This is a genomic window from Shigella flexneri 2a str. 301 (assembly GCF_000006925.2).
Lineage (GTDB): Bacteria > Pseudomonadota > Gammaproteobacteria > Enterobacterales > Enterobacteriaceae > ECMA0423.
This window is the reverse complement of sequence record NC_004337.2, coordinates 335597-360073: the sequence shown is the minus strand read 5'-3', so window position 1 is coordinate 360073 and position 24477 is coordinate 335597. Positions and strand designations below refer to the sequence as shown.

The window sequence follows — 24477 nt, the reverse complement described above, 5'->3', positions numbered from 1 at the left end:
ACGCGCAGTTACCCAAGATGCGGGGATTTTCGCAATCTCCATACATCAAAAAAAATCCCGATCTTCTGACCGGGATTTTCAACATCAACGGGAACTTGATTAAGGCAGAATTGACGGCTGATCCGCCCCTTCTTTTTCCACTTTCTGCTGCAACATGTGTTCGCGCTTCATACCCAGTTTCAGAGCCAACGCAGATGCTACGTAGATGGAAGATGCAGTGCCGATGGAAACACCGATAAGCATGGTCAGCGAGAAGCCTTCCAGTACCGGACCACCGAAGAGATACAGCATCAGGATAACCATCAAGGTAGTACCGGATGTGATCAAGGTACGGTGCAGCGTCTGGGTCAAGGACACGTTAAAGATTTCGTAAGGCGTACCGCGACGGATCTTGCGGAAGTTTTCACGAATTCGGTCCGATACCACGATACTGTCGTTAAGCGAGTAACCGATAACCGACATCAACGATGCCACAATGGTCAGGTCAATCTCGATATGGAATAACGACAAAATACCCAGCGTAATGATAACGTCGTGCGTCAGCGCAATAACCACCCCTGCCGCCAGTCGCCACTCAAAGCGGAAACCTACGTACACGAGGATAGACAGCAGCGCTGCCATCAACGCCATCGCACCGGTTTGCGCAAGGTCAGCCCCCACGCTCGGACCGACGAACTCAATACGCTTCACTGCTGCATTCTGATTGGTGGATTCGTTAATCACCTTCAGAACTTGGCTGCCCAGCACCTGACCGCCGGTTTCGCCTTCAGCAGGCGGCATACGGACCATGATGTCGTGGCTGCTACCAAAGTTTTGCAGCATTGGCTCTTCAAAACCGGCTTTTTGCAATGCATCACGCATTACGTCAATTTCAGCCGGTTTTTCGAGCGTAATTTCGATAACCGTACCACCGGTGAAATCCAGCCCCCAGTTAAAGCCGCGCACGCCCATAATAACGATAGCAGCGATTAACAGCAGACCAGAGATGCCGAAAGCCCAGTAGTCCCAGCGCATAAAGTCATAGACTTTACGGCCGTGGTTTAGTTGTTCAACAGTATATTCCTGTGCCACATCGCACTCCTCAGATTGACAGCTTCTTGACGCGCTTGCCGCCATATAGCAGGTTTACGATGGCACGCGTACCGACAATCGCGGTAAACATCGACGTCGCCACACCGATACCGGTAGTAATCGCGAACCCTTTAATTGCCCCGGTACCCACTGCGTACAGGATGATGACTTTAATCAGCGTGGTGATGTTCGCATCGAAGATAGAACTGAATGCGCCACGATAACCTTCATCAATTGCCTGTTGAACAGTACGTCCGTTGCTCAACTCTTCTTTAATACGTTCGTTGATCAGTACGTTCGCATCGACCGCTACCGCAAGGGTTAAGACGATACCCGCGATACCTGGCATACTCAGTGTTGCGCCTGGCAACAGCGACATAATACCGACGATCAAGATCAAGTTGGCAATCAGAGCACTGGTCGCAATCAGACCAAACTTCTTATAGAAGATGATCATGAACAGAATAGAAACCAGCAGACCGGCAAGGCAAGCCTCCAGCCCCTGCTCAATGTTCTGCATACCCAGGGTCGGGCCAATTGTACGTTCTTCAACAATCTGAATCGGCGCGATCAACGCACCGGCACGCAGCAGCAGTGACAGCTGACGGGCTTCGTTCGGGTTGTTGATGCCGGTGATACGGAAGCTGTTACCCAGACGAGACTGGATGTTGGCGATGTTAATCACCTCTTCCTGTTTCACCAGAACCGCACGACCATTTGCATCTTTCTTACCGCTGTCTTTGTACTCCACAAACAGGGTTGCCATCGGTTTGCCGATGTTGTCCTTGGTGAAGTTAGACATAATGTTGCCACCAGCGCTATCGAGCGAGATGTTAACCTGCGGCTGGTTGTATTCGTCCTGGCTGGAAGTGGAGTCGGTGATATGGTCACCAGTCAGAATTACGCGTTTGTACAGCACAACCGGCTGACCTTCGCGGGTCTGTTTCACTTCAGAGTCGCCCGGTACGCGACCGGATGCCGCAGCGGCCTGATCAACATTGGTGTTTACCAGACGGAATTCCAGCGTTGCCGTCGCGCCCAGAATCTCTTTCGCACGCGCAGTGTCCTGAATACCGGGCAGTTCAACAACGATACGGTCAGCACCCTGACGCTGAACCACCGGCTCCGCCACGCCAAGTTGGTTTACACGGTTACGCAGGATATTAATGTTCTGCTGCACCGCATATTCACGCGCTTCACTCAGACGAGCATCGCTCATTACCGCACGCAGCTGGTTGCTGCCCTGGCTGCTAATCACCAGGTCCGGATGGCGCTTGCTCAGATACGCAATGGCTTCATCACGAGCTTTAGCATCGCGGAAAGTGATGCTCAGGCCGTAGTTGTTTTCTTTACGAACAGTGGTATACGGGATGCCCTTTTCGCGCAGGTCACTGCGTAGGCTATCGATATTTTGTTCCTGGAGTTTGCCAAGCGCGGTGTCCATATCCACTTCCATCAGGAAGTGAACGCCGCCACGCAGGTCAAGGCCGAGCTTCATCGGCTCAGCATGAATAGCTGCCAGCCAGCGCGGCGTTGCCGGGGCAAGGTTAAGCGCCACGACGTATTTGTCACCCATAACGCCCATTAATGCTTCACGAGCGCGCAACTGGGTGTCAGTGGAGTCGAAGCGCGCAAGAATAGCGCCCTCTTCCAGTGCCACAGACTTAGCAGTTATTTTTTCTTCTTGTAACGTTTTCTGGACCTGGATCAGCGTTTGCTCACTGGCGGCGACTCCGCGCGCACCAGTGATCTGAACAGCCGGATCCTCACCAAACAGGTTGGGAAGCGCATACAGCAGACCGATGACAATCACCACGATCAGCATGACGTACTTCCACAAAGGATAACGGTTTAACACGGCAATTCCCTTAGGGAAAAATTTTAATTACAGCGCCTTCATGGTGCCTTTCGGCAGGACGGCAGCTACGAAGTCACGTTTAATAACTACTTCAGTGGTGTCATTCAGCGCGATAGCAATGTAGCCGTTTTCCGCTACTTTGGTTACGCGACCAACCAGGCCACCGTTCGTCAGAACTTCATCACCTTTGGCAATGGAGTCCATCAGCTTTTTGTGTTCTTTGGTGCGCTTCTGCTGTGGACGCAGGATCATGAAATAGAAAATCAGACCGAATACCACCAGCATCAAAATCAAAGACATCGGGCTACCTTGCGCCGGTGCACCCGTTGCCGCTACCGCATCAGAAATAAAAAAGCTCATTAAATTTCCCTCATTATTAATATTAATCAACGTTCAAAGGTGGTACTTCTCGCCCCTGACGCTGGTAAAAATCAGTTACGAAGCTCTCTAATTTACCCTCTTCAATAGCCTTGCGTAAACCCGCCATCAAACGCTGGTAGTAACGAAGGTTATGAATGGTGTTGAGTCGCGCGCCTAATATTTCGTTGCAACGGTCGAGATGATGCAAGTAAGCGCGTGAATAATTGCGACAGGTGTAGCAATCACACTCAGGATCGAGTGGGCCAGTATCGCTCTTATATTTCGCATTGCGGATTTTCACCACGCCATCGGTCACGAACAAATGACCATTTCGGGCGTTGCGGGTTGGCATTACGCAGTCAAACATATCGATACCGCGACGTACGCCTTCAACCAGGTCTTCCGGTTTACCAACGCCCATCAGGTAACGCGGTTTGTCTGCCGGAATTTGCGGACACACATGCTCCAGAATACGGTGCATATCTGCTTTCGGCTCACCCACAGCCAGACCGCCGACAGCGTAGCCATCAAAGCCGATATCTACCAGACCTTTAACAGATATATCACGTAAATCTTCGTAAATACTGCCCTGAATTATACCAAATAACGCATTTTTGTTACCAAGACTGTCAAAACGCTCACGGCTACGCTTCGCCCAACGCAGAGACATCTCCATAGAGCGTTTTGCGTAATCCCAGTCAGCAGGATACGGCGTACACTCATCAAAGATCATGACGATATCCGAACCAAGATCGTACTGAATCTCCATCGACTTTTCCGGGTCGAGGAAAATCGGGTCGCCGTTGATCGGGTTACGGAAGTGAACGCCCTGTTCGGTGATTTTACGAATATCACCAAGGCTGAAGACCTGGAAGCCGCCGGAGTCGGTAAGAATCGGTCCTTTCCACTGCATAAAATCGTGCAGATCGCCGTGCAGTTTCATGATTTCCTGGCCCGGGCGCAGCCACAGGTGGAAGGTGTTGCCGAGGATAATTTGCGCGCCAGTGGCTTCAACTTCTTCCGGCGTCATCCCTTTTACGGTGCCGTAGGTGCCAACAGGCATAAAACAAGGCGTTTCCACTACGCCACGATCAAAGACCAGGCGGCCACGGCGTGCGCGACCGTCGGTGGTGTCCAGTTCAAATTTCATTTTTTCTCCACTACGTCAGAAAAACAGTCCAACGTTTAAACCAGCGCCGCGGAATTACTCCCCGACGCGCTCATTAATTGCCTGCGGATTGTACGTGATAAACATCGCATCACCGTAACTAAAAAAGCGATATTTCTCTTCTACCGCCGCTTTATAGGCATTCATGGTGTGTTGATAACCGGCAAAGGCCGAAACCAGCATAATCAGCGTCGACTCTGGCAAGTGGAAGTTCGTCACCAGCGCATCGACCACTTTGTACTGGAAGCCCGGATAGATAAAGATTTGGGTATCGTCAAAGAACGGTTCGATAAGATCGTTTTTTGCCGCCTGTGCCGCGCTTTCCAGCGAACGTACTGAAGTGGTGCCAACCGCAATCACCCGGTTACCGCGCGCTTTCGCCGCCAGTACCGCGTCTACCACATCCTGCGGTACTTCAGCGTATTCCGAGTGCATGATGTGATCTTCAATGGTGTCGACGCGCACCGGCTGGAAGGTGCCCGCACCAACGTGCAACGTCACAAACGCCATCTCCACGCCTTTGGCGCGTAATTTTTCCAGCAAAGGCTCGTCAAAATGCAGACCAGCGGTCGGGGCTGCAACCGCGCCCGGTTTTTCGCTATAAACGGTTTGATAAAGTTCGCGGTCAGCGTCTTCGTCCGGACGATCGATATACGGCGGCAGCGGCATATGGCCGATGCTGTTGAGGATATCCAGTACCGAGCGTTCATCATTAAATTCGACTTCAAACAGTGCGCCGTGGCGCGCGGTCATTGTTGCGTTGATACTTTCGTCATCGCCCAGCAACAGTTCTGCGCCAGGTTTTGGCGCTTTCGAGGCGCGAATATGCGCAAGAATGCGTTTGTCGTCGAGCATCCGCTCAACCAGCACTTCAATCTTGCCGCCGCTGGCTTTACGCCCAAACAGACGCGCCGGGATCACGCGGGTATTATTAAAAACCAGAAGATCGCCGGGGTTGAGCTTATCGAGTAAATCGGTGAAAGTACCGTGCGTCAGCGCGCCCGTCGGCCCGTCCAGCGACAGTAAACGACAGCTACTGCGTTCAGGCATGGGATAGTGGGCAATCAGGGATTCGGGCAATTCAAAGGAGAAATCGGTAACGCGCATGACACTGACTCAGACTAAAATAAGAGTCGGGTAGTCTAGTGCCGGGGCGCTCTCCCTGCAACCTTTACCCCCCTTTGGATAGAATATAATCGATGAATTTTTTAGCTCACCTGCATTTAGCCCATCTCGCGGAAAGCTCGCTTTCTGGCAATTTACTGGCTGATTTCGTACGCGGAAATCCTGAAGAAAGTTTTCCGCCCGACGTCGTGGCTGGCATTCATATGCATCGACGTATTGACTGACAATCTGCCGGAAGTCCGCGAAGCACAGGAGTGGTTTCGTAGTGAAACGCGCCGCGTTGCGCCTATTACGCTGGATGTCATGTGGGATCACTTTCTTTCCCGCCACTGGTCGCAGCTGTCGCCGGACTTTCCGCTACAGGAATTTGTCTGTTATGCCCGCGAGCAAGTGATGACGATTTTGCCGGACTCACCGCCACGTTTTATCAATCTGAACAATTACTTGTGGTCAGAGCAGTGGCTGGTGCGCTATCGCGATATGGATTTCATCCAGAACGTGTTAAACGGCATGGCAAGCCGCCGCCCACGTCTGGATGCCCTGCGTGACTCCTGGTACGATTTAGACGCTCATTATGACGCCCTCGAAACCCGCTTCTGGCAGTTTTATCCGCGGATGATGGCGCAGGCGTCACACAAGGCGTTATAAAACGTTAGTTCATCCATACCGTAGCCGAAATGGCAGGCAAAGCCAGAATCCCGTCAGTCAGTTGCCCATGCCCTTCTTTGCATTGCCATTGCACGGCATTGAGAAACGGTGACGCGGGTAGCACCACTTCACTGGCCTCGCCACGGTTGATTGCCACCAGTACACGTTGCTGATTCAGCACGCGGACAAATACCACTACGTTATCTTCCGCATACAGCACCTGACAGCCGCCACGACGCAGCGCCTGACTTTTCTTACGCAGCACAATCATTCGCCGGTACAGCGCGAATAACGCCGTATCCTGCTTTTCCACCTGCCAGGGGAACGGTTTACGGCAAAACGGATCGTTTTTACCATCCAGTCCCACTTCATCACCGTAATAAATGCACGGTACACCAGGCCAGGTGAACAGCCAGACCACCGCCAGCGGCAGGCGCGCAATATCCCGACCGAGCAGCGTTTTAAATCGCGCAGTATCGTGGCTATCGAGCTGATTAAACATACGTAATTGTTGTTGATGAGAAAGCCCTGCGCGGTAATTATCCATCCAGGCCATACAGGTTTGGGCGTCAATTTGCTGCGGATCATAAGAGATGTCGGTATTGGCAAGAAATCCCCACAACGGGAATGTGAAGCCACGATAGTTCATGGCAGCATCTTCCACATCGGCCTGTAACCATTGCCGTGCATCGCCAAAATGTTCGCCGACAATATACGCTTCCGGCTGGGTTTCTTTCGCCGCTTCGGTGATCCCTGCAACGTGCTGCATATTATTGCGCGCCCCACCCGCCTCCCCCAGCATATGCACCACATCCAGCCGCCAGCCGTCCATATTCCACGGCGCTTTCAGCCAGTGGCGGACAATACTGTCTTCCCCGCGATAAATTTCATTCACCAGACTTTCCGACTGATAATCCAGCTTCGTCAAGCTGGCATAGCCAAGCCAGTCGAGCGCCGTGCCATCATCACTAAACGAGTACCAGTCGCGCCAGGGCGATTCAGAGTTGTGACAAGCTCCCCCCGTGCCAAGATTGTGCCTGTCAAACCAGGCATGGGAATCGCCACTGTGGTTAAACACGCCGTCCAGCACCAGCCGCATTCCCAGCTGCTGCGTATTGTGTCGCAAACGCAGCAACGCCCCATCACCGCCAAACTGCGGATCGACATGGCGATAATCCTCGGTATCGTATTTATGTACGCTGGGAGCTTTAAACACCGGATTGAGATACAGCGCTGTCACGCCAAGCTTTTTCAGATACGGCAGTTTTTCGCTTATCCCGTCCAGATCGCCGCCATAGAACGTTGATCCGCCCGCCTGCGCCGTGACCGGTTCATCCCAGTCACGCAAGATGATCTCTTGTCCGGCTGCATGATGGTAATAGACATGATCCTGTTCAGCTTCACGAGGAAGACTACGCGCAAAACGATCAGGGAAGATCTGATAAAAAATCTGATCCGCAGCCCATTGTGGGCCGATATCAGGTACATCGACGGCAAACTGCTCCAGTCGTGCCGGCGGCATTCGGCTGAAGCCCTGCGGTGTAAACCAACGCTGGCGATCGTGCCACAGCAGTTTGAAACTGTAACGCCGCCGGGGTTGTCCGCTGGAGAGATCAATCGCCGCACGCCATGCGGTGACGCCTGGCTGCGGCTGACTGCGCTGCTTATGCATTGGTACTGACATTTCTTCGTTATCGTGTTCTGTACGCAGCATAATGCGCTGCGGTGGGTCTTCGCCCGTCAGCCACAGTGTAATGAGCAGTTGATCTTTGCTTTGTTTAACAAATGGGGGCACCGGCAGGTGCCATGCATTTAACATCATAATTCCCCTGTGATGAAAATCTGATCACCTTGCCATAGCCTAATGCAGGATCACTCATCATCTGAAGGATATTTGGGGGAGGAGGACGGGGGCGGATACTTTCGGAATAGCCGGATCAGGATTTCCTCCTGAACCGGCTTACAGAACGCAAGTATTATTGGTTTTCAGCCAGCTGACGATCGTGGCGGCGTTTAAACATCCAGCCAATCAACAGCACAACAATCCACGCGAAACCGACATACAGCGAGATACGCGTATCCGGGTGATAACCAATCAACCCGATAATAAAGAGCAGGAAAATCAGCCCGCCGATGGTCGTTGCTACCCCACCCGGCACTTTAAATTTCAGCGCCTTAACTTCTTCTGGCGGCAAACGGCGACGGAAGGCGATTTGCGACAGCAGGATCATAATCCACACCCATACCGTGGCGAAGGTTGCCAGCGAAGCGATCACCAGGAAGACGTTTTCCGGCATGATGTAGTTCAGATACACCGCAAACAGCAGCGCGGTAGTCATCACCAGCACCGTAACCCACGGAATACCGCGACGCGACGTTTTGCTGAAAATTTTCGGTGCGCTGCCCTGCTCTGCCATACCGTGGAGCATACGGCCTACGCCAAATACGTCACTGTTAATTGCCGACAGCGAAGCGGTCAGCACAACAAAGTTAAGAATGCTGGCGGCAAAGGTAATGCCCATATGCTGGAACGTCAGTACGAACGGGCTACCGGCAGTGCCAACCTGATTCCACGGGTAGATAGACATAATGACGAACAGCGTACCGACGTAGAACACCAGAATACGCATCGGCACGGAGTTAATCGCACGCGGAATCGATTTCTCAGGATCTTTCGCTTCACCGGCGGTAATCCCGATAATTTCGATCCCACCGTAAGCAAACATCACCATTTGCAACGACATTACCATGCCAAGCCAGCCGTTACTGAAGAAGCCGCCGTTGCTCCACAGGTTATGAATACCGGTCGGTTGCCCGCCGTTGCCAATCCCCCAGATGATGATGCCGAAACCGGCGACAATCATGATGATGATGGTGGCGACTTTAAAGAACGAGAACCAGAATTCCAGCTCACCGAAGACCTTCACGCTCATCAGGTTTACGGCGCAAATGATCAGCACCACGCTCAGTACCCAAATCCAGTGCGGCACCGTCGGGAACAAGACACCCATATAGATACCAAAAGCGGTCACATCGGCGATGGCGACAATAAGGATTTCAAAACAGTAGGTCCATCCGGTAATGTAACCTGCCAGCGGGCCAAGGTTTTCCTGCGCATAACGCGAGAAAGAGCTGGCGGCCGGGTTATGTACCGACATTTCCCCCAGCGCACGCATAATGATATACGCCGCGATACCACCGATAATATAGGCCAACAACACGCTCGGACCGGCCATTTTGATGGCGTCTGCCGAACCGTAAAACAGCCCGGTGCCAATTGCTGAACCCAGTGCCATAAAGCGTATGTGGCGGGTACTTAGCCCACGCTTTAGCTTATTCTTACTTTCCATCAATTCCTAACCCATCAACACAATAAAAAACCACGGGGCATCGCAGCCCCGTGGTTAAAACAAATGTTCAGTGATTTAGTGAGCGCTGGAGGTCACCTGACGACCTGCCGCGCGATCCCAGATAATGGCCAGAACCACCATCACCACTGTTGGCATTAACCACGCCAGACCTTGTTCGGCCAGCGGTAAACGCTGCGCCCAGGACGGTAAGATATCGCTGAATGCAGATGCTTTGATCCCGTCGAGAATACCAAAAAGCAGGCTGATAAACATCGGCGGAGCAATCACGCGGGACGAATTATGCCACCATGAGCGTGTAAAACTTAATACAACCAGTGCGATACACGGCGGATAAATAGCGGTCAGCACCGGTACGGAGATCTGGATCAGCTGGCTTAAGCCGAGGTTAGACACCACCATCGAGAAGCCGCCGAGGATAAACACCAGCGTACGATAAGAGAGCGGTACGTACTGGGCAAAGAATTCTGCACAAGCACAGGTCAGGCCAACCGCCGTGACCAGACAGGCGATGAAGATTAACGCCGCCAGCAGGAAGCTACCGCCGCCGCCAAAGGTGTGCTGAACGTAAGCATGCAGAATAGCAGCGCCGTTTGCAGACTGATCGACCAGCGACGCGCTGTCTGAACCCAGACAGAACAGCGCCAGGTACAGCAAAGTCAGACCAACACCCGCCATCAGGCCAGCCCAGACGGTATAACGGGTCAGCAGACGCGCTTCGGTAACGCCACGAGAACGCGCCGCGTTAACAATAACGATACCAAACACCATTGCGCCCAGCGTATCCATGGTCAGATAGCCGTTAACGAAGCCGTTAGAAAATGCAGCGTTTTGATAAGCCTCAGTCGCCGTGCTGATAGAACCCGCCGGCCAGACAATCGCGACAACAGACAGGATGACCAGCGCGATAATTTTCAGCGGCGCAAGGAAGTTGCCCACGGTATCCAGCAGCTTGCCCGGATAGAGCGAAACCAGAATAACGATAGCGAAATAGACCAGGCTGTAGATAAACAGCGGCAGCGCGGAATCACCCGTCAGCGGCGCAATCCCCACTTCAAAGGAAACGGTAGCTGTACGCGGCGTAGCGAAAAGCGGCCCCACCGCCAGGTAACAAACCGTTGCCAGCAGTACGCCAGCGACTTTACCGATTGGCGTGCTGAGGCTGTCAACACCGCCGCCAACTTTTGCCAGCGCCACTACCGTTAATACCGGCAGGCCAACGGCAGTAATGAGGAAGCCGAATGCCGCAGTCCAGACGTGTTCGCCTGCCTGTAAGCCGACCATTGGAGGGAAAATAATGTTACCTGCGCCGACGAACAACGCAAATGTCATAAAGCCCAGAGCGATGATATCGCGCGATCTTAATTGATGGGTCATAAATCATACTGCCTGTGGATGTGGTGTTGTAACGTTAAATTTTTGTGCCAATCCCTGGGGATGATACAGCGGTATATTTAAACAATTTTAGCGGGAAATACTCCCAACCAGGCGCGGCGAAGAATAGTTTTTCGATTTACCGCGTTAATGCAGTCAGTATGACAGCACCTGAAGCGCAATTTAAACGCTTATAACGTTTTAAAGCAAGGAGGGATCTAAAAACCAGAGGTATATAGCGATAAGAAATCACCAACCAGTATAAAACACTATTTCCGTGAAAAAGACATGGCTAATCATGCGAACAAAAAATCACCAACCGTTGTAAAATCTAACGCCCGTATTTTGACTGCAAAGAAAATAAGCCAGCATCGGCTGGCTTATGGCAATAAAAGATGACAAAGGCGGATTAATCGCTGTTTTTGGCAATTAAACGTTCCGGGATAACAAAACTGAAACGTGTTCCTTTTCCTACTGTACTCTCAATATTCAGGCGACTTTCGTGATGATTCACCGCATGTTTCACGATCGCTAACCCTAATCCGCTACCGCCGGTTTGCCGGGAACGCGCTTTATCAACGCGATAAAAACGCTCGGTCAGGCGCGGAATATGCTCCGGTGCAATGCCCGGTCCGTTATCTTCAACGCTAAATTCGGCACCGTGCGGCACTCGCTGCCAGCGTACGGTGATATGCGTGCCTTCCGGCGTATGATTCACGGCGTTATAGACCAGGTTCGAAATCGCACTGCGTAGCTGATCTTCGTTGCCAGACACCTTGAGGCCGTTATCTATCTCAAAGGTAAATGTCTGTTTTTTCTGACTCAGAGTCTGAGCCTCGCGCTCAACAACGCGCAGCATCATCGGCACATCAACCTTTTCATTGAGCAATTGCGTCGGCGCGGCTTCAATTTTCGACAGCGTTAGCAACTGCTTCACCAGCCCTTCCATCCGCTGGGTCTGCTCGCGCATGGTGTGCAACGCTTTTTCGCGTACCGCGCCTTCCAGCGGCTGCTCATCCATCATCTCCAGGTAACCCTGTAACACGGTCAATGGCGTACGTAACTCATGGCTCACGTTGGCAAAAAAGTTACGCCGCGCCCCTTCCAGTTGATGCATTTGCGTGACATCACGCGCCACCATCAGCAACTGTTTGTGGGTATAAGGCATGACGCGAATTTCCAGATGCCGCCCGGTGTTGAGCACCAGATTGAGCGGGCGAGAAAAATCACGCGTTTTCAGATATTGCGTAAACTCCGGGTAACGCAGTAGGTTAAGGATGTTCTGCCCGTTATCTTCCGGCCAGCGCAAACCAAGAATTTGTTGCGCCAGACCGTTACACCAGAAAATACCGCCCTCTTCCGTGGTCAGCACCACCGCGTCGGGCAGCGACTCCGCGCCGCTACGAAAGCGTTTAATCAGATTGCCCAGTTCACGGCGGCGTTTTTTATTTCGCAGCTGCATCTGGTGTAAGCCGTATAGTAGCGGTTCCCAGCTACCACGCCCCGGTGGCGGGGTCATACTGCGATCCACCCACAGCCACCATGAAAGGCGCAATAAATTCCAGAAATGCCAGATAAGCAGTCCTGTTACCGATGCCAGCAAAAACCAGGGCAGGTAACCAAAAAATGCACCCAGGATGAAAGCCGGGAGGCAGCAAAGTAGCAGCTCCAGCACCAGCCTTTTCCACGACAGCCGTTCCAGCACGTAAGATACTCCAGTTAAGAAATCATAAGCCCTGCTCTGCGTCCGATGAGCAAGGCGTTAAAAGCGGGTTGAAAAACGATATCCTGTACCGCGCACGGTCTGCACCATGCGGTCATGCCCGCCGGGCTCCAGTGCTTTACGCAGGCGACGAATGTGGACATCGACCGTGCGGTCTTCCACATACACGTTAGTTCCCCAGACGTGGTTTAACAGCTGCTCGCGGCTGTACACGCGCTCAGGATGCGTCATAAAAAAGTGCAGCAGTTTAAATTCTGTCGGCCCCATCTCCAGCGGCTCTTCGCCCGCCATCACTCGGTGAGATGTCGGGTTGAGACTTAATCCCTGCATCTTAATCACCTCTTCCACCGCCATTGGCGAAATACGGCGCATTACCGCTTTGATTCGCGCCACCAGCTCCTTCGGCGAAAATGGCTTGGTGATATAGTCATCCGCGCCGGTTTCAAGGCCGCGCACGCGATCTTCTTCTTCCCCTCTGGCGGTCAACATCACCACTGGAATATCCCGGGTCATCGACTCGCGCTTGAGGTGTTTGATGAACTGGATACCGGAGCCGCCAGGTAACATCCAGTCAAGGAGAATTAAATCCGGCCAGGGTTCATTCAGTTGATTCACAGCACTGTCATAATCTTCCGCTTCGACCGGCTGAAAGCCATTTTGTTCGAGCACGAAGCAGACCATTTCGCGAATTGGAGCTTCATCTTCTACGACCAGAATACGTCTCGCCATGATTTGCCCTGTTGTAATAAATAGGTTGCGATCATTAATGCGACGTCATTATGCGTCAGATTTATGACAGATTTATGAAAAGCTCGTCGCACATATCTTCAGGTTATTGATTTCCGTGGCGCAGAAAAAAGCAAATGGCACATCTGTTTGGGTATAATCGCGACCATGCTTTTTCGCCAGGGAACCGTTATGCGCATCCTTCACACCTCAGACTGGCATCTCGGCCAGAACTTCTACAGTAAAAGCCGCGAAGCTGAACATCAGGCTTTTCTTGACTGGCTGCTGGAGACAGCACAAACCCATCAGGTGGATGCGATTATTGTTGCTGGTGATGTTTTCGATACCGGCTCGCCGCCCAGTTACGCCCGCACGTTATACAACCGTTTTGTTGTCAATTTACAGCAAACTGGCTGTCATCTGGTGGTACTGGCAGGAAACCATGACTCGGTCGCCACGCTGAATGAATCGCGCGATATCATGGCGTTCCTCAATACAACCGTGGTCGCCAGCGCCGGACATGCGCCGCAAATCTTGCCTCGTCGCGACGGGACGCCAGGCGCAGTGCTGTGCCCCATTCCGTTTTTACGCCCGCGTGACATTATTTCCAGCCAGGCGGGGCTTAACGGTATTGAAAAACAGCAGCATTTACTGGCAGCGATTACCGATTATTACCAACAACACTATGCCGATGCCTGCAAACTGCGCGGCGATCAGCCTCTGCCCATCATCGCCACGGGACATTTAACGACCGTGGGTTCCAGTAAAAGTGACGCCGTGCGTGACATTTATATTGGCACGCTGGACGCGTTTCCGGCACAAAACTTTCCACCAGCCGACTACATCGCGCTCGGGCATATTCACCGCGCACAGATTATTGGCGGCATGGAACATGTTCGCTATTGCGGTTCCCCCATTCCACTGAGTTTTGATGAATGCGGTAAGAGTAAATATGTCCATCTGGTGACATTTTCAAACGGCAAATTAGAGAGCGTGGAAAACCTGAACGTACCGGTAACTCAACCCATGGCGGTGCTGAAAGGCGATCTGGCGTCGATTACCGCACAGCTGGAACAGTGGCGCGATGTATCGCAGGAGCCACCTGTCTGGCTGGATATCGAAATCACTACTGATGAGTATCTGCATGATATTCAGCGCAAAATCCAGGCATTAACCGAATCATTGCCTGTCGAAGTATTGCTGGTACGTCGGAGTCGTGAACAGCGCGAGCGTGTGTTAGCCAGCCAACAGCGTGAAACCCTCAGCGAACTCAGCGTCGAAGAGGTGTTCAATCGCCGTCTGGCACTGGAAGACCTGGATGAATCGCAGCAGCAACGTCTGCAGCATCTTTTCACCACGACGTTGCGTACCCTCGCCGGAGAACACGAAGCATGAAAATTCTCAGCCTGCGCCTGAAAAACCTGAACTCATTAAAAGGCGAATGGAAGATTGATTTCACCCGCGAGCCGTTCGCCAGCAACGGGCTGTTTGCCATTACCGGCCCAACCGGTGCGGGGAAAACCACCCTGCTGGACGCCATTTGTCTGGCGCTGTATCACGAAACTCCGCGTCTCTCTAACGTTTCACAATCGCAAAATGATCTCATGACCCGCGATACCGCTGAATGTCTGGCGGAGGTGGAGTTTGAAGTGAAAGGTGAAGCGTATCGCGCGTTCTGGAGCCAGAATCGGGCGCGTAACCAGCCGGACGGTAATTTGCAGGTGCCTCGCGTAGAGCTGGCGCGCTGCGCCGACGGCAAAATTCTCGCCGACAAAGTGAAAGATAAGCTGGAACTGACAGCGACGTTAACCGGGCTGGATTACGGGCGCTTCACCCGTTCGATGCTGCTTTCGCAGGGGCAATTTGCTGCCTTCCTGAATGCCAAACCCAAAGAACGCGCGGAATTGCTCGAGGAGTTAACCGGCACTGAAATCTACGGGCAAATCTCGGCGATGGTTTTTGAGCAGCACAAATCGGCCCGCACTGAGCTGGAGAAGCTGCAAGCGCAGGCCAGCGGCGTCACGTTGCTCACGCCGGAACAAGTGCAATCGCTGACAGCGAGTTTGCAGGTACTTACTGACGAAGAAAAACAGTTAATTACCGCGCAGCAGCAAGAACAACAATCGCTAAACTGGTTAACGCGTCAGGACGAATTGCAGCAAGAAGCCAGCCGCCGTCAACAGGCCTTGCAACAGGCGTTAGCCGAAGAAGAAAAAGCGCAACCTCAACTGGCGGCGCTTAGTCTGGCACAACCGGCACGAAATCTTCGTCCACACTGGGAACGCATCGCAGAACACAGCGCGGCGCTGGCGCATATTCGCCAGCAGATTGAAGAAGTAAATACTCGCTTACAGAGCACAATGGCGCTTCGCGCGAGCATTCGCCACCACGCGGCGAAGCAGTCAGCAGAATTACAGCAGCAGCAACAAAGCCTGAATACCTGGTTACAGGAACACGACCGCTTCCGTCAGTGGAACAACGAACTGGCGGGTTGGCGTGCGCAGTTCTCCCAACAAACCAGCGATCGCGAGCATCTGCGGCAATGGCAGCAACAGTTAACCCATGCTGAGCAAAAACTTAATGCGCTTGCGGCGATCACGTTGACGTTAACCGCCGATGAAGTTGCTACCGCCCTGGCGCAACATGCCGAGCAACGCCCACTGCGTCAGCGCCTGGTCGCGCTGCATGGGCAGATTGTTCCCCAACAAAAACGTCTGGCGCAGTTAATGGTCACTATCCAGAATGTCACTCTGGAACAGACGCAACGTAATGTCGCACTTAACGAAATGCGCCAGCGTTATAAAGAAAAGACGCAGCAACTTGCCGATGTGAAAACCATTTGCGAGCAGGAAGCGCGCATCAAAACGCTGGAAGCCCAGCGTGCACAGTTACAGGCGGGTCAGCCTTGTCCACTTTGTGGTTCCACCAGCCACCCGGCGGTCGAGGCGTATCAGGCGCTGGAGCCTGGTGTTAATCAGTCTCGATTACTGGCGCTGGAAAACGAAGTTAAAAAGCTCGGCGAAGAAGGTGCGGCGCTGCGCGGGCAACTGGATGCATTAACGAAGCAGCTTCAGCGCGATGAAAACGAAGCGCAAAGCCTCCGACAAGATGAGCAAGCACTTACTCAACAATGGCAAGCCGTCACGGCCAGCCTCAATATCACCTTGCAGCCACAGGACGATATTCAACCGTGGCTGGATGCACAAGATGAGCACGAACGCCAGCTGCGGTTACTCAGCCAACGACATGAATTACAAGGGCAGATTGCCGCGCATAATCAGCAAATTATCCAGTATCAACAGCAAATTGAACAACGTCAGCAGCAGCTCTTAACGGCATTGGCGGGTTATGCACTGACATTGCCACAGGAAGATGAAGAAGAGAGCTGGTTGGCGACACGTCAGCAAGAAGCGCAGAGCTGGCAGCAACGCCAGAACGAATTAACCGCGCTGCAAAACCGTATTCAGCAGCTGACACCGATTCTGGAAACGTTGCCGCAAAGTGATGATCTCCCGCACAGCGAAGAAACTGTGGCGCTGGATAACTGGCGGCAGGTTCATGAACAATGTCTCGCATTACACAGCCAGCAGCAGACGTTACAGCAACAGGATGTTCTGGCGGCGCAAAGTCTGCAAAAAGCCCAAGCGCAGTTTGACACCGCGCTACAGGCCAGCGTCTTTGACGATCAGCAGGCGTTCCTTGCGGCGCTAATGGATGAACAAACACTAACGCAGCTGGAACAGCTCAAGCAGAATCTGGAAAACCAGCGCCGTCAGGCGCAAACGCTGGTCACTCAGACAGCAGAAACGCTGGCACAGCATCAACAACACCGACCTGACGGGTTGGCTCTCACTGTGACGGTGGAGCAGATTCAGCAAGAGTTAGCGCAAACTCACCAAAAGTTGCGTGAAAACACCACGAGTCAAGGCGAGATTCGCCAGCAGCTGAAGCAGGATGCAGATAACCGTCAGCAACAACAAACCTTAATGCAGCAAATTGCTCAAATGACGCAGCAGGTTGAGGACTGGGGATATCTGAATTCGCTAATAGGTTCCAAAGAGGGCGATAAATTCCGCAAGTTTGCCCAGGGGCTGACGCTGGATAATTTAGTCCATCTCGCTAATCAGCAACTTACCCGGCTGCACGTGCGCTATCTGTTACAGCGCAAAGCCAGCGAGGCGCTGGAAGTCGAGGTTGTTGATACCTGGCAGGCAGATGCGGTACGCGATACCCGTACCCTTTCCGGCGGCGAAAGTTTCCTCGTTAGTCTGGCGCTGGCGCTGGCGCTTTCGGATCTGGTCAGCCATAAAACACGTATTGACTCGCTGTTCCTTGATGAAGGTTTTGGCACGCTGGATAGCGAAACGCTGGATACCGCCCTTGATGCGCTGGATGCCCTGAACGCCAGTGGCAAAACCATCGGTGTGATTAGCCACGTAGAAGCGATGAAAGAGCGTATTCCGGTGCAGATCAAAGTGAAAAAGATCAACGGCCTGGGCTACAGCAAACTGGAAAGTACGTTTGCAGTGAAATAACTATTCAGCAGGATAATGAATACAGAGGGGTGAATTATCTCTTGGCCTTGCTGGTCGTTATCCTGCAAGCTATCACTTTATTGGCTACGGTGATTGGTAGCCGTTCTGGTGGTTGTGATGGTGGTATGAAAAAAGTCATTTTATCTTTGGCTCTGGGCACGTTTGGTTTGGGGATGGCCGAATTTGGCATTATGAGCGTGCTCACGGAGCTGGCGCATAACGTAGGAATTTCGATTCCTGCTGCCGGGCATATGATCTCGTATTATGCACTGGTGGTGGTGGTCGGTGCGCCAATCATCGCACTCTTTTCCAGCCGCTACTCACTCAAACATATCTTGTTGTTTCTGGTGGCGTTGTGCGTCATTGGCAACGCCATGTTCACGCTCTCTTCGTCTTACCTGATGCTCGCCATTGGTCGGCTGGTATCCGGCTTTCCGCATGGCGCATTTTTTGGCGTCGGAGCGATCGTGTTATCAAAAATTATCAAACCCGGAAAAGTCACCGCCGCCGTGGCGGGGATGGTTTCCGGGATGACAGTCGCCAATTTGCTGGGCATTCCGCTGGGAACGTATTTAAGTCAGGAATGCTGGCGTTACACCTTTTTATTGATCGCTGTTTTTAATATTGCGGTGATGGCATCGGTCTATTTTTGGGTGCCAGATATTCGCGACGAGGCGAAAGGAAATCTGCGCGAACAATTTCACTTTTTGCGCAGCCCGGCCCCGTGGTTAATTTTCGCCGCCACGATGTTTGGCAACGCAGGTGTGTTTGCCTGGTTCAGCTACGTAAAGCCATACATGATGTTTATTTCCGGTTTTTCGGAAACGGCGATGACCTTTATTATGATGTTAGTTGGGCTAGGGATGGTGCTGGGAAATATGCTAAGTGGCAGGATTTCAGGACGTTATTCACCACTGCGCATTGCAGCAGTGACTGACTTTATCATTGTACTGGCACTGCTGATGCTCTTTTTCTGCGGCGGCATGAAAACAACGTCGCTTATTTTTGCTTTTATTTGTTGCGCGGGATTATTTGCCCTTTCAGCACCTCTGCAAATATTGTTACTGCAAAATGCCAAAGGAGGAGAGTTATTAGGTGCCGCAGGTGGGCAAATAGCGTTTAACCTCGGTAGCGCCGTCGGCGCATATTGCGGAGGTATGATGCTGACGCTGGGGCTGGCATATAATTACGTGGCGCTGCCTGCCGCCCTGCTTTCGTTTGCTGCGATGTCATCGTTGCTGCTGTATGGTCGCTATAAGCGCCAGCAAGAGGCGGATAGTCCGGTGCTGGCGAAACCACTGGGGTAGATTACTGTCACGGTGCGCGTTGCTTATTGCCGGATGCGGCGTGAACGCCTTATCCGCCCTACGCGGTTCTGGCACATTTTGTAGGCCTGATAAGACGCGGCAAGCGTCGCATCAGGCATGATGCGCCAATTGCCTACGTTTTTTACTCTTGTGGCCATAACCACGCAGCGCCGCGTACGCCGCTGGAATCACCGTGCTTCGCCTTACTCACCGGCGTTTCACATTCGCCGCCGAAGACAAATTGTTTAATCAACTGCCCAACCGTTTGATATAAACGGTCTACATTGCTCATCCCGCCCCCCAGGACAATCACATCCGGATCGAGAATATTCACGACATGTGCCAGCGATTTTGCCAGCCGCAGCTCGTAGCGACGCAATGCCAGTTCCGCTACCGGATCGCTTTCTTCAACCAGGCGGATAATTTCACTGCCTTTCAGCGCATGTCCGCTCAAACGACGATAATCCGTCGCGAATCCCGTGCCCGAAATAAAGGTTTCAATACAACCTTGTTTACCGCAATAACAAGGGACTTCCTCGCGATAACGCAGTTCGTCTTCGTCCATCCACGGTAGCGGATTGTGTCCCCACTCACCTGCCGTGCCATTGCCGCCGATATGCGTCCGCCCATTGAATGCCACGCCCGCGCCGCATCCCGTGCCGATAATCACGGCAAATACCGTCTGCGCTCCCGCTGCCGCGCCATCTACTGCTTCTGAAACCGCCAGACAGTTGGCATCATTTGCCAGCCGCACTTCCCGCTGCAACCTCGCGCTTAAGTCTTTATCGAATGGCTGACCGTTGAGCCAGGTTGAATTGACATTCTTCACCACACCGGTGTAGGGCGAAATCGAACCTGGAATGCCCATACCTACCGTTCCGCGCTGCCCTGTCGCCTGCTCCGCCATATCAACCAACGTGGCGATCGTTTCAATAGTCTGCCGGTAATCATCACGCGGCGTGGGCAGACGATGGCGGTACAACTGCTCCCCTGCATCGCCCAGTGCAATCACTTCAGTTTTGGTGCCGCCTAAATCGATACCTATACGCACTGTACTCTCCTTATTTTTTTCAATATCAATAGCGTAGAGACGGACAACCGGATTGGCAATGCAAGGCCGCCGACAATTCGTTATCATGCCCGCTAAATTTAACGACAAGGCCGTGGAAATTATCATGCTGTGGTTCAAAAATTTAATGGTTTACCGTCTTAGCCGCGAGATTTCGCTGCGTGCAGAAGAGATGGAAAAACAGCTAGCCTCGATGGCATTTACCCCATGCGGCAGCCAGGACATGGCGAAGATGGGCTGGGTTCCTCCGATGGGATCGCACAGCGATGCGTTAACGCACGTTGCCAATGGTCAAATTGTTATCTGCGCGCGCAAAGAAGAAAAAATCCTCCCGTCTCCGGTGATTAAACAGGCGCTGGAAGCGAAAATCGCCAAACTGGAAGCGGAACAGGCGCGTAAGCTGAAGAAAACCGAAAAAGATTCGCTGAAAGACGAAGTGCTGCACTCTCTGCTGCCGCGTGCTTTCAGCCGTTTTAGCCAGACAATGATGTGGCTCGACACGGTTAACGGTTTGATTATGGTGGACTGCGCCAGTGCCAAAAAAGCGGAAGATACGCTGGCATTACTGCGTAAAAGCCTGGGGTCGTTACCGGTTGTACCATTGAGCATGGAAAACCCGATTGAACTGACGCTGACCGAATGGGTTCGCTCCGGTAGTGCGGCACAGGGCTTCCAGCTGCTTGATGAAGCCGAGCTGAAATCGTTGCTGGAAGATGGCGGCGTGATCCGCGCGAAGAAACAAGATCTGACCAGCGAAGAGATCACCAATCACATTGAAGCCGGAAAAGTGGTGACTAAACTGGCGCTCGACTGGCAGCAGCGCATTCAGTTTGTGATGTGCGACGATGGTTCGCTCAAGCGTCTTAAGTTCTGCGACGAGCTGCGCGATCAAAACGAAGATATCGACCGTGAAGATTTCGCCCAGCGTTTTGATGCCGATTTCATCCTGATGACTGGTGAACTGGCAGCGTTAATTCAAAACCTGATTGAAGGATTAGGTGGCGAAGCACAACGTTAATTGCTGATTTTCCTTTAATGCCGGATGCGACGCCTGCCGCGTCTTATCCGGCGTACGAAGCCACACCAGGCATATAATTATTCGCTACGGCGAGCAATAATTTTTAGCGCAGCAATATTATGCGTTTTACGCCGTAACTGATCTAATCGCCTCATCCCTATTCGCCTGTCAGCAGCACGCAGAATATTCACTAACCCCCATTTATCGCTGGTAAATTGTTTTGTTAACAGCTCCGCTTTTGGGGTATCAATATATTCACGCAATAAATCAGAAATTGAACAAATATCCGTCAGGTAAGGATACCAGCAAGTTTCACCGTGAAAATTACGCACTCCAGCGTTACCTGCAATAAAGTCTTTCGGGTAATCCCAGATCACGTTTTTATCCAACGTGATCCAATAACGCGGTAAATCGGTACTTCCACCATTTTGGCTGCGCATGGGATAACGGGTACAGTGAATTTGCAGGTTGATCGTTGGCGTCAGTAAGTCATAGATCTCCCGCTGTAACTTGCTCCATGGACGTTGTGTCATTGTTTTTCCTCAAGCCGGTGACGCGCTTCACTGCGAATTTTCCGCGTTGCCCCGGTTTTCACTAAATCACGTAACTGCGAAAGATCGGGTTGTTCGACAAATAAGAGTAATGATGGATCCTCTTTTAACCACGCCGTTTTCACATCGGCAGCCAGCTGTGGATTATTAATAGCCAGCGACCGATCCTGAGGCTCAGTCAATGTCGTTAACAACGACGCCGGGGTATGTGCGTTGCGTAATGCCGTTTGGCGCAAATGATCATTGCGACTTTGCAGCAATGCACGCCACCATTCATCATCTGATTTATCTTTTATCGTAGCCAGTTCCGCAAAAAATACCTGGAGATCTTCACTGATATTTATATCAACCTTGATGAATTATGAATATATCGGAAATTGAAAAAATCGCAGCAAAGGAAATATTATTATGGGTTAAAGAGAGGATATTTCAGAAAAATGCCCTCCCGTTCAAGGGGAAGGCGAGGAATTACAGATAGCGGCACAGATAAGAGGTAGGTTCGGCAACTTGAAGATGAAACTCACTGTGACCGGGAACATTAAACACCGAACCGGCTTCATACACTTGCCAGTCGGTCGCGTCAGGCAGTAACACATTCAGCGCGCCACTGATTACCGTCATCTCTTCCGGCTCAGCGGTGCTGAAGGTGTATTCGCCTTCAACCATAACACCCACGCTGGCGCGACCAGTGCTGCTGCTGGAAAAGCCGATCGATTTCACTTTGCCGGAAAAGTACTCATTACTTTGAAGCATAAACTGGCCCTGTCTGGTAGTTGAACATCTACTTCACTATAGGGGCCAGAGGCGCTGGCTGTCACGCAAAATTACACCAGTAATTCCGCAGCCAGCCGTGCAATCAATACGTTAGAGAGCAAGACAGGAACATCGAGCTGTTTTTGCAGTAAATCGCGATGACGTTGGTGAAATCCTAAACAATCCAGCATGATGACATCAGCCCCTTTTGCCAGTAATTCTTTCCCAGCATCAATGATTTTTTGTTCTGAATCATGAATGGGGTTACCCAATGAAAATACCGGCGATTTCTGCAAAATTTGCCATTTTTGCGCCTGAACGGGCAGCATCTCCTCAACCGGAACGATAACCCCCACCTGATGATCTTCAACAATAGAGGAAACCAGTGGAGGCAATATTCGCGACGGCTCAAGAAAGATCGTATTACGCGCAGTCATACTACTAATGTTTGCTGTACTCATTAATAAAATGACGTCATAACCCTGATTATCGAGCACTTCAACCACACCTTGCAGATCTCGCTCCACTTTACGACGCGAAACATGGGCCAGCTGGTTGTCATTTAATAATGTGAGAATGGTGTCTTCGCCTGCTTCTGGCGCGTACTCCGCCATCACTTCTTCACGACTTAACTTCCCCAGCAGGCTATGATGGGAAATATTATCTTCGTCAATGTATTCCGTCAGGAGCGGCAAAACCTCCTGCATAGGTACAATGCCGATGGTCAGGATCGCCAACGACGCACTCATTGTTCATCCACCTTACTTTTCTTTCGTCGTTAATTACCGGGCAAGTGTGAAGCACCACTGCTGACACTTACTTGTGCTACAAATGACAAAAAGCGTAGCAGCAGACGTGCACGGCATAATGTAAAGATTCCAAATGATTCCAGTAATGGAATGTTATTGTTTAATATTCTAATTATTAGAAAAACATAAATTATGAAAAATGTGACGCAGATCCCTTGTAGTGGCACTCAGAATCCCTTCCGAGCAGTCTGATGCGGTCACTCTTTGTCAGGGTCCTCATAGCGTTTTTTCGCATCCATCGCTTCCTGAGCCGTCGGATGTTCACTGATCAACGAGTCTGGTTTAGGATGATCGGCTCTGAGTTGGTACCAGGTTACCGTCTGTCCTGGCTTTCCTTTTTCAATCGTCACTATATATGCTTCACGAGGATAAGGCGGTTTCGTTGGCATCGTTCTTCCTTATTTCACGGGATGAACGTTAAGTATAGGCGCTCTAAAATCAACAATTGATCGTCTGTGCCAGGGCGCTACGAATTTCAGAAATCACCTGGCTGGGTTCGTTTGTTGCGTCGATGATAATATGCGCAACTTCGCGATATAGCGCATCGCGTTCTTCCAGCACTTCCTGAACTTCTTCGCTCAGCGGTTTTCCCGTTAAGGTTGGCCGTAAATCTTCTTCCGGTGCAGCTTGCAGTCGGTTAACCAGGACTGATACTGGCGCACACAAATAAACCACGATCCCGTTATTTTGCATGAAGTGACGATTAAATTCCGTCAGAATAATGCCGCCGCCTGTAGCGATAACGGTGGATGCCGCAGTTACCGCTTCCAGCGCCGCCGTTTCTCTGGCGCGAAATCCCGCCCACTCTTCCCTTTCGACGATCTCCGCGACCGTCATATTGAGCTGTGATTGCAACCACTGATCGGTATCGACAAACCGACGGTTAAGCGAATCGGCAAGGGCCATTCCGACCGTTGTTTTACCACAGCCCCGAGGCCCGATCAGAAAAAGAGGTTGTGTCATCGTGGGTTTTCCCCAATAGGTCGCAATACGGCGAAAGCCGGTGTCATGAGA

Annotated in this window: 21 protein-coding genes, 2 pseudogenes and 1 other annotated feature; of the genes and pseudogenes, 5 read left to right on the top strand and 18 right to left on the bottom strand. The window is 51.8% G+C overall.

Going from position 1 to position 24477, the window contains the following annotated elements; all coding sequences use genetic code 11:
* Nucleotides 1-99: 99 nt before the first annotated feature.
* From secF to queA, 5 genes are read right to left on the bottom strand one after another with little or no spacing between them, the layout of a single operon-like run.
* On the bottom strand, nucleotides 100-1071 hold the full coding sequence (secF, locus tag SF0346; RefSeq protein NP_706297.2) for a preprotein translocase subunit SecF: 972 nt from the start codon (nucleotides 1069-1071) through the stop codon (nucleotides 100-102).
* Between the two features lie 10 nt (nucleotides 1072-1081).
* Nucleotides 1082-2929, bottom strand: a complete 1848-nt coding sequence (gene secD / locus SF0345) for a preprotein translocase subunit SecD (RefSeq protein NP_706296.1) — start codon at nucleotides 2927-2929, stop codon at nucleotides 1082-1084.
* Between the two features lie 27 nt (nucleotides 2930-2956).
* Nucleotides 2957-3289 (bottom strand): preprotein translocase subunit YajC, encoded by a 333-nt coding sequence (gene yajC, locus SF0344; RefSeq protein NP_706295.1) that lies wholly within the window; start codon nucleotides 3287-3289, stop codon nucleotides 2957-2959.
* A 22-nt stretch (nucleotides 3290-3311) separates the two neighbouring features.
* On the bottom strand, nucleotides 3312-4439 hold the full coding sequence (gene tgt, locus SF0343) for a queuine tRNA-ribosyltransferase (protein NP_706294.1): 1128 nt from the start codon (nucleotides 4437-4439) through the stop codon (nucleotides 3312-3314).
* Nucleotides 4440-4493: 54 nt separating this feature from the next.
* The gene (gene queA / locus SF0342) at nucleotides 4494-5564 is read right to left on the bottom strand and encodes an S-adenosylmethionine:tRNA ribosyltransferase-isomerase (protein NP_706293.1); all 1071 of its coding nucleotides are present in this window, start codon (nucleotides 5562-5564) and stop codon (nucleotides 4494-4496) included.
* 92 nt (nucleotides 5565-5656) lie between these two features.
* On the opposite strand from queA, the pseudogene SF0341 reads away from it, so the two are divergent.
* Nucleotides 5657-6230: pseudogene (locus SF0341) on the top strand.
* 4 nt (nucleotides 6231-6234) lie between these two features.
* Here the strand turns inward: SF0341 and malZ are convergent.
* The 5 genes from malZ to phoB all read right to left on the bottom strand — a co-directional run bounded on the left by malZ (nucleotide 6235) and on the right by phoB (nucleotide 13424).
* Complete coding sequence (malZ, locus tag SF0340; RefSeq protein ID NP_706291.1) at nucleotides 6235-8052, bottom strand: maltodextrin glucosidase; 1818 nt, start codon at nucleotides 8050-8052, stop codon at nucleotides 6235-6237.
* Between the two features lie 154 nt (nucleotides 8053-8206).
* Nucleotides 8207-9580 carry a permease gene (proY, locus tag SF0339; RefSeq protein NP_706290.2) on the bottom strand — a complete coding sequence of 458 codons (1374 nt, stop codon included), beginning with the start codon at nucleotides 9578-9580 and terminating at the stop codon, nucleotides 8207-8209.
* Nucleotides 9581-9655: 75 nt separating this feature from the next.
* Nucleotides 9656-10975 carry a branched-chain amino acid ABC transporter gene (gene brnQ, locus SF0338; protein NP_706289.1) on the bottom strand — a complete coding sequence of 440 codons (1320 nt, stop codon included), beginning with the start codon at nucleotides 10973-10975 and terminating at the stop codon, nucleotides 9656-9658.
* A gap of 406 nt (nucleotides 10976-11381) precedes the next feature.
* Nucleotides 11382-12677, bottom strand: a complete 1296-nt coding sequence (phoR, locus tag SF0337; RefSeq protein ID NP_706288.1) for a phosphate regulon sensor protein — start codon at nucleotides 12675-12677, stop codon at nucleotides 11382-11384.
* A gap of 57 nt (nucleotides 12678-12734) precedes the next feature.
* Nucleotides 12735-13424, bottom strand: a complete 690-nt coding sequence (gene phoB, locus SF0336; RefSeq protein NP_706287.1) for a transcriptional regulator PhoB — start codon at nucleotides 13422-13424, stop codon at nucleotides 12735-12737.
* 189 nt (nucleotides 13425-13613) lie between these two features.
* On the opposite strand from phoB, the gene sbcD reads away from it, so the two are divergent.
* From sbcD to araJ, 3 genes are all read left to right on the top strand, one after another.
* A complete protein-coding gene (gene sbcD / locus SF0335; protein ID NP_706286.1) occupies nucleotides 13614-14816 on the top strand; it encodes an exonuclease SbcD in 1203 nt (400 codons plus the stop codon).
* The gene (gene sbcC, locus SF0334) at nucleotides 14813-17956 is read left to right on the top strand and encodes an exonuclease SbcC (protein NP_706285.1); all 3144 of its coding nucleotides are present in this window, start codon (nucleotides 14813-14815) and stop codon (nucleotides 17954-17956) included. The genes sbcD and sbcC overlap by 4 nt, the downstream gene beginning before the upstream one ends.
* A gap of 125 nt (nucleotides 17957-18081) precedes the next feature.
* Entirely contained in the window at nucleotides 18082-19263 is a 1182-nt protein-coding gene (araJ, locus tag SF0333) for an MFS transport protein AraJ (protein NP_706284.2), read from the top strand.
* A 22-nt stretch (nucleotides 19264-19285) separates the two neighbouring features.
* Nucleotides 19286-19427, bottom strand: a sequence feature (Similar to Escherichia coli K12 conserved hypothetical protein gi: 1786594 (81 aa). BLAST with identity of 97% in 47 aa. This CDS has been truncated. The sequence has been checked and is believed to be correct.).
* On the opposite strand, the pseudogene SF0332 reads toward araJ, so the two are convergent.
* Nucleotides 19286-19427 (bottom strand): annotated as a pseudogene (locus SF0332). (Overlaps the previous feature by 142 nt.)
* On the bottom strand, nucleotides 19406-20452 hold the full coding sequence (gene yajF / locus SF0330) for a NagC-like transcriptional regulator (RefSeq protein NP_706283.3): 1047 nt from the start codon (nucleotides 20450-20452) through the stop codon (nucleotides 19406-19408). Before yajF ends, SF0332 begins: the two are co-directional and overlap by 22 nt.
* Between yajF and rdgC the strand changes: the two genes are divergently transcribed.
* Nucleotides 20439-21350 carry a recombination associated protein gene (gene rdgC / locus SF0331; protein NP_706282.2) on the top strand — a complete coding sequence of 304 codons (912 nt, stop codon included), beginning with the start codon at nucleotides 20439-20441 and terminating at the stop codon, nucleotides 21348-21350. The two genes, yajF and rdgC, sit on opposite strands and share 14 nt — an antisense overlap.
* Nucleotides 21351-21427: 77 nt before the next feature.
* On the opposite strand, the gene SF0329 is transcribed toward rdgC, so the two are convergent.
* The 6 genes from SF0329 to aroL form a co-directional block, all read right to left on the bottom strand.
* Nucleotides 21428-21883 carry a hypothetical protein gene (locus SF0329; RefSeq protein ID NP_706281.1) on the bottom strand — a complete coding sequence of 152 codons (456 nt, stop codon included), beginning with the start codon at nucleotides 21881-21883 and terminating at the stop codon, nucleotides 21428-21430.
* On the bottom strand, nucleotides 21880-22161 hold the full coding sequence (locus tag SF0328) for a hypothetical protein (RefSeq protein NP_706280.1): 282 nt from the start codon (nucleotides 22159-22161) through the stop codon (nucleotides 21880-21882). Before SF0328 ends, SF0329 begins: the two co-directional genes overlap by 4 nt.
* Nucleotides 22162-22369: 208 nt before the next feature.
* A complete protein-coding gene (yaiE, locus tag SF0327; RefSeq protein NP_706279.1) occupies nucleotides 22370-22654 on the bottom strand; it encodes a hypothetical protein in 285 nt (94 codons plus the stop codon).
* Nucleotides 22655-22725: 71 nt separating this feature from the next.
* Nucleotides 22726-23403 (bottom strand): hypothetical protein, encoded by a 678-nt coding sequence (gene aroM, locus SF0326; protein NP_706278.1) that lies wholly within the window; start codon nucleotides 23401-23403, stop codon nucleotides 22726-22728.
* Nucleotides 23404-23660: 257 nt separating this feature from the next.
* Nucleotides 23661-23852 carry a hypothetical protein gene (yaiA, locus tag SF0325; RefSeq protein ID NP_706277.1) on the bottom strand — a complete coding sequence of 64 codons (192 nt, stop codon included), beginning with the start codon at nucleotides 23850-23852 and terminating at the stop codon, nucleotides 23661-23663.
* 49 nt (nucleotides 23853-23901) lie between these two features.
* Nucleotides 23902-24426: a shikimate kinase II gene (gene aroL / locus SF0324; protein ID NP_706276.2), complete on the bottom strand. Its 525-nt coding sequence runs from the start codon at nucleotides 24424-24426 to the stop codon at nucleotides 23902-23904.
* Nucleotides 24427-24477 lie beyond the last annotated feature (51 nt).

Excerpts from the sequence above, each read along its gene's own strand:
- proY (NP_706290.2), bottom strand. The coding sequence starts at position 9,580 with ATGGAAAGTAAGAATAAGCTAAAGCGTGGGCTAAGTACCCGCCACATA.
- tgt (NP_706294.1), bottom strand. The coding sequence starts at position 4,439 with ATGAAATTTGAACTGGACACCACCGACGGTCGCGCACGCCGTGGCCGC.
- sbcD (NP_706286.1), top strand. The coding sequence starts at position 13,614 with ATGCGCATCCTTCACACCTCAGACTGGCATCTCGGCCAGAACTTCTAC.
- aroM (NP_706278.1), bottom strand. The coding sequence starts at position 23,403 with ATGAGTGCGTCGTTGGCGATCCTGACCATCGGCATTGTACCTATGCAG.
- malZ (NP_706291.1), bottom strand. The coding sequence starts at position 8,052 with ATGATGTTAAATGCATGGCACCTGCCGGTGCCCCCATTTGTTAAACAA.
- aroL (NP_706276.2), bottom strand. The coding sequence starts at position 24,426 with ATGACACAACCTCTTTTTCTGATCGGGCCTCGGGGCTGTGGTAAAACA.
- phoB (NP_706287.1), bottom strand. The coding sequence starts at position 13,424 with ATGGCGAGACGTATTCTGGTCGTAGAAGATGAAGCTCCAATTCGCGAA.
- sbcC (NP_706285.1), top strand. The coding sequence starts at position 14,813 with ATGAAAATTCTCAGCCTGCGCCTGAAAAACCTGAACTCATTAAAAGGC.
- yajC (NP_706295.1), bottom strand. The coding sequence starts at position 3,289 with ATGAGCTTTTTTATTTCTGATGCGGTAGCGGCAACGGGTGCACCGGCG.
- brnQ (NP_706289.1), bottom strand. The coding sequence starts at position 10,975 with ATGACCCATCAATTAAGATCGCGCGATATCATCGCTCTGGGCTTTATG.
- rdgC (NP_706282.2), top strand. The coding sequence starts at position 20,439 with ATGCTGTGGTTCAAAAATTTAATGGTTTACCGTCTTAGCCGCGAGATT.
- queA (NP_706293.1), bottom strand. The coding sequence starts at position 5,564 with ATGCGCGTTACCGATTTCTCCTTTGAATTGCCCGAATCCCTGATTGCC.
- SF0329 (NP_706281.1), bottom strand. The coding sequence starts at position 21,883 with ATGACACAACGTCCATGGAGCAAGTTACAGCGGGAGATCTATGACTTA.
- araJ (NP_706284.2), top strand. The coding sequence starts at position 18,082 with ATGAAAAAAGTCATTTTATCTTTGGCTCTGGGCACGTTTGGTTTGGGG.
- yaiE (NP_706279.1), bottom strand. The coding sequence starts at position 22,654 with ATGCTTCAAAGTAATGAGTACTTTTCCGGCAAAGTGAAATCGATCGGC.
- yaiA (NP_706277.1), bottom strand. The coding sequence starts at position 23,852 with ATGCCAACGAAACCGCCTTATCCTCGTGAAGCATATATAGTGACGATT.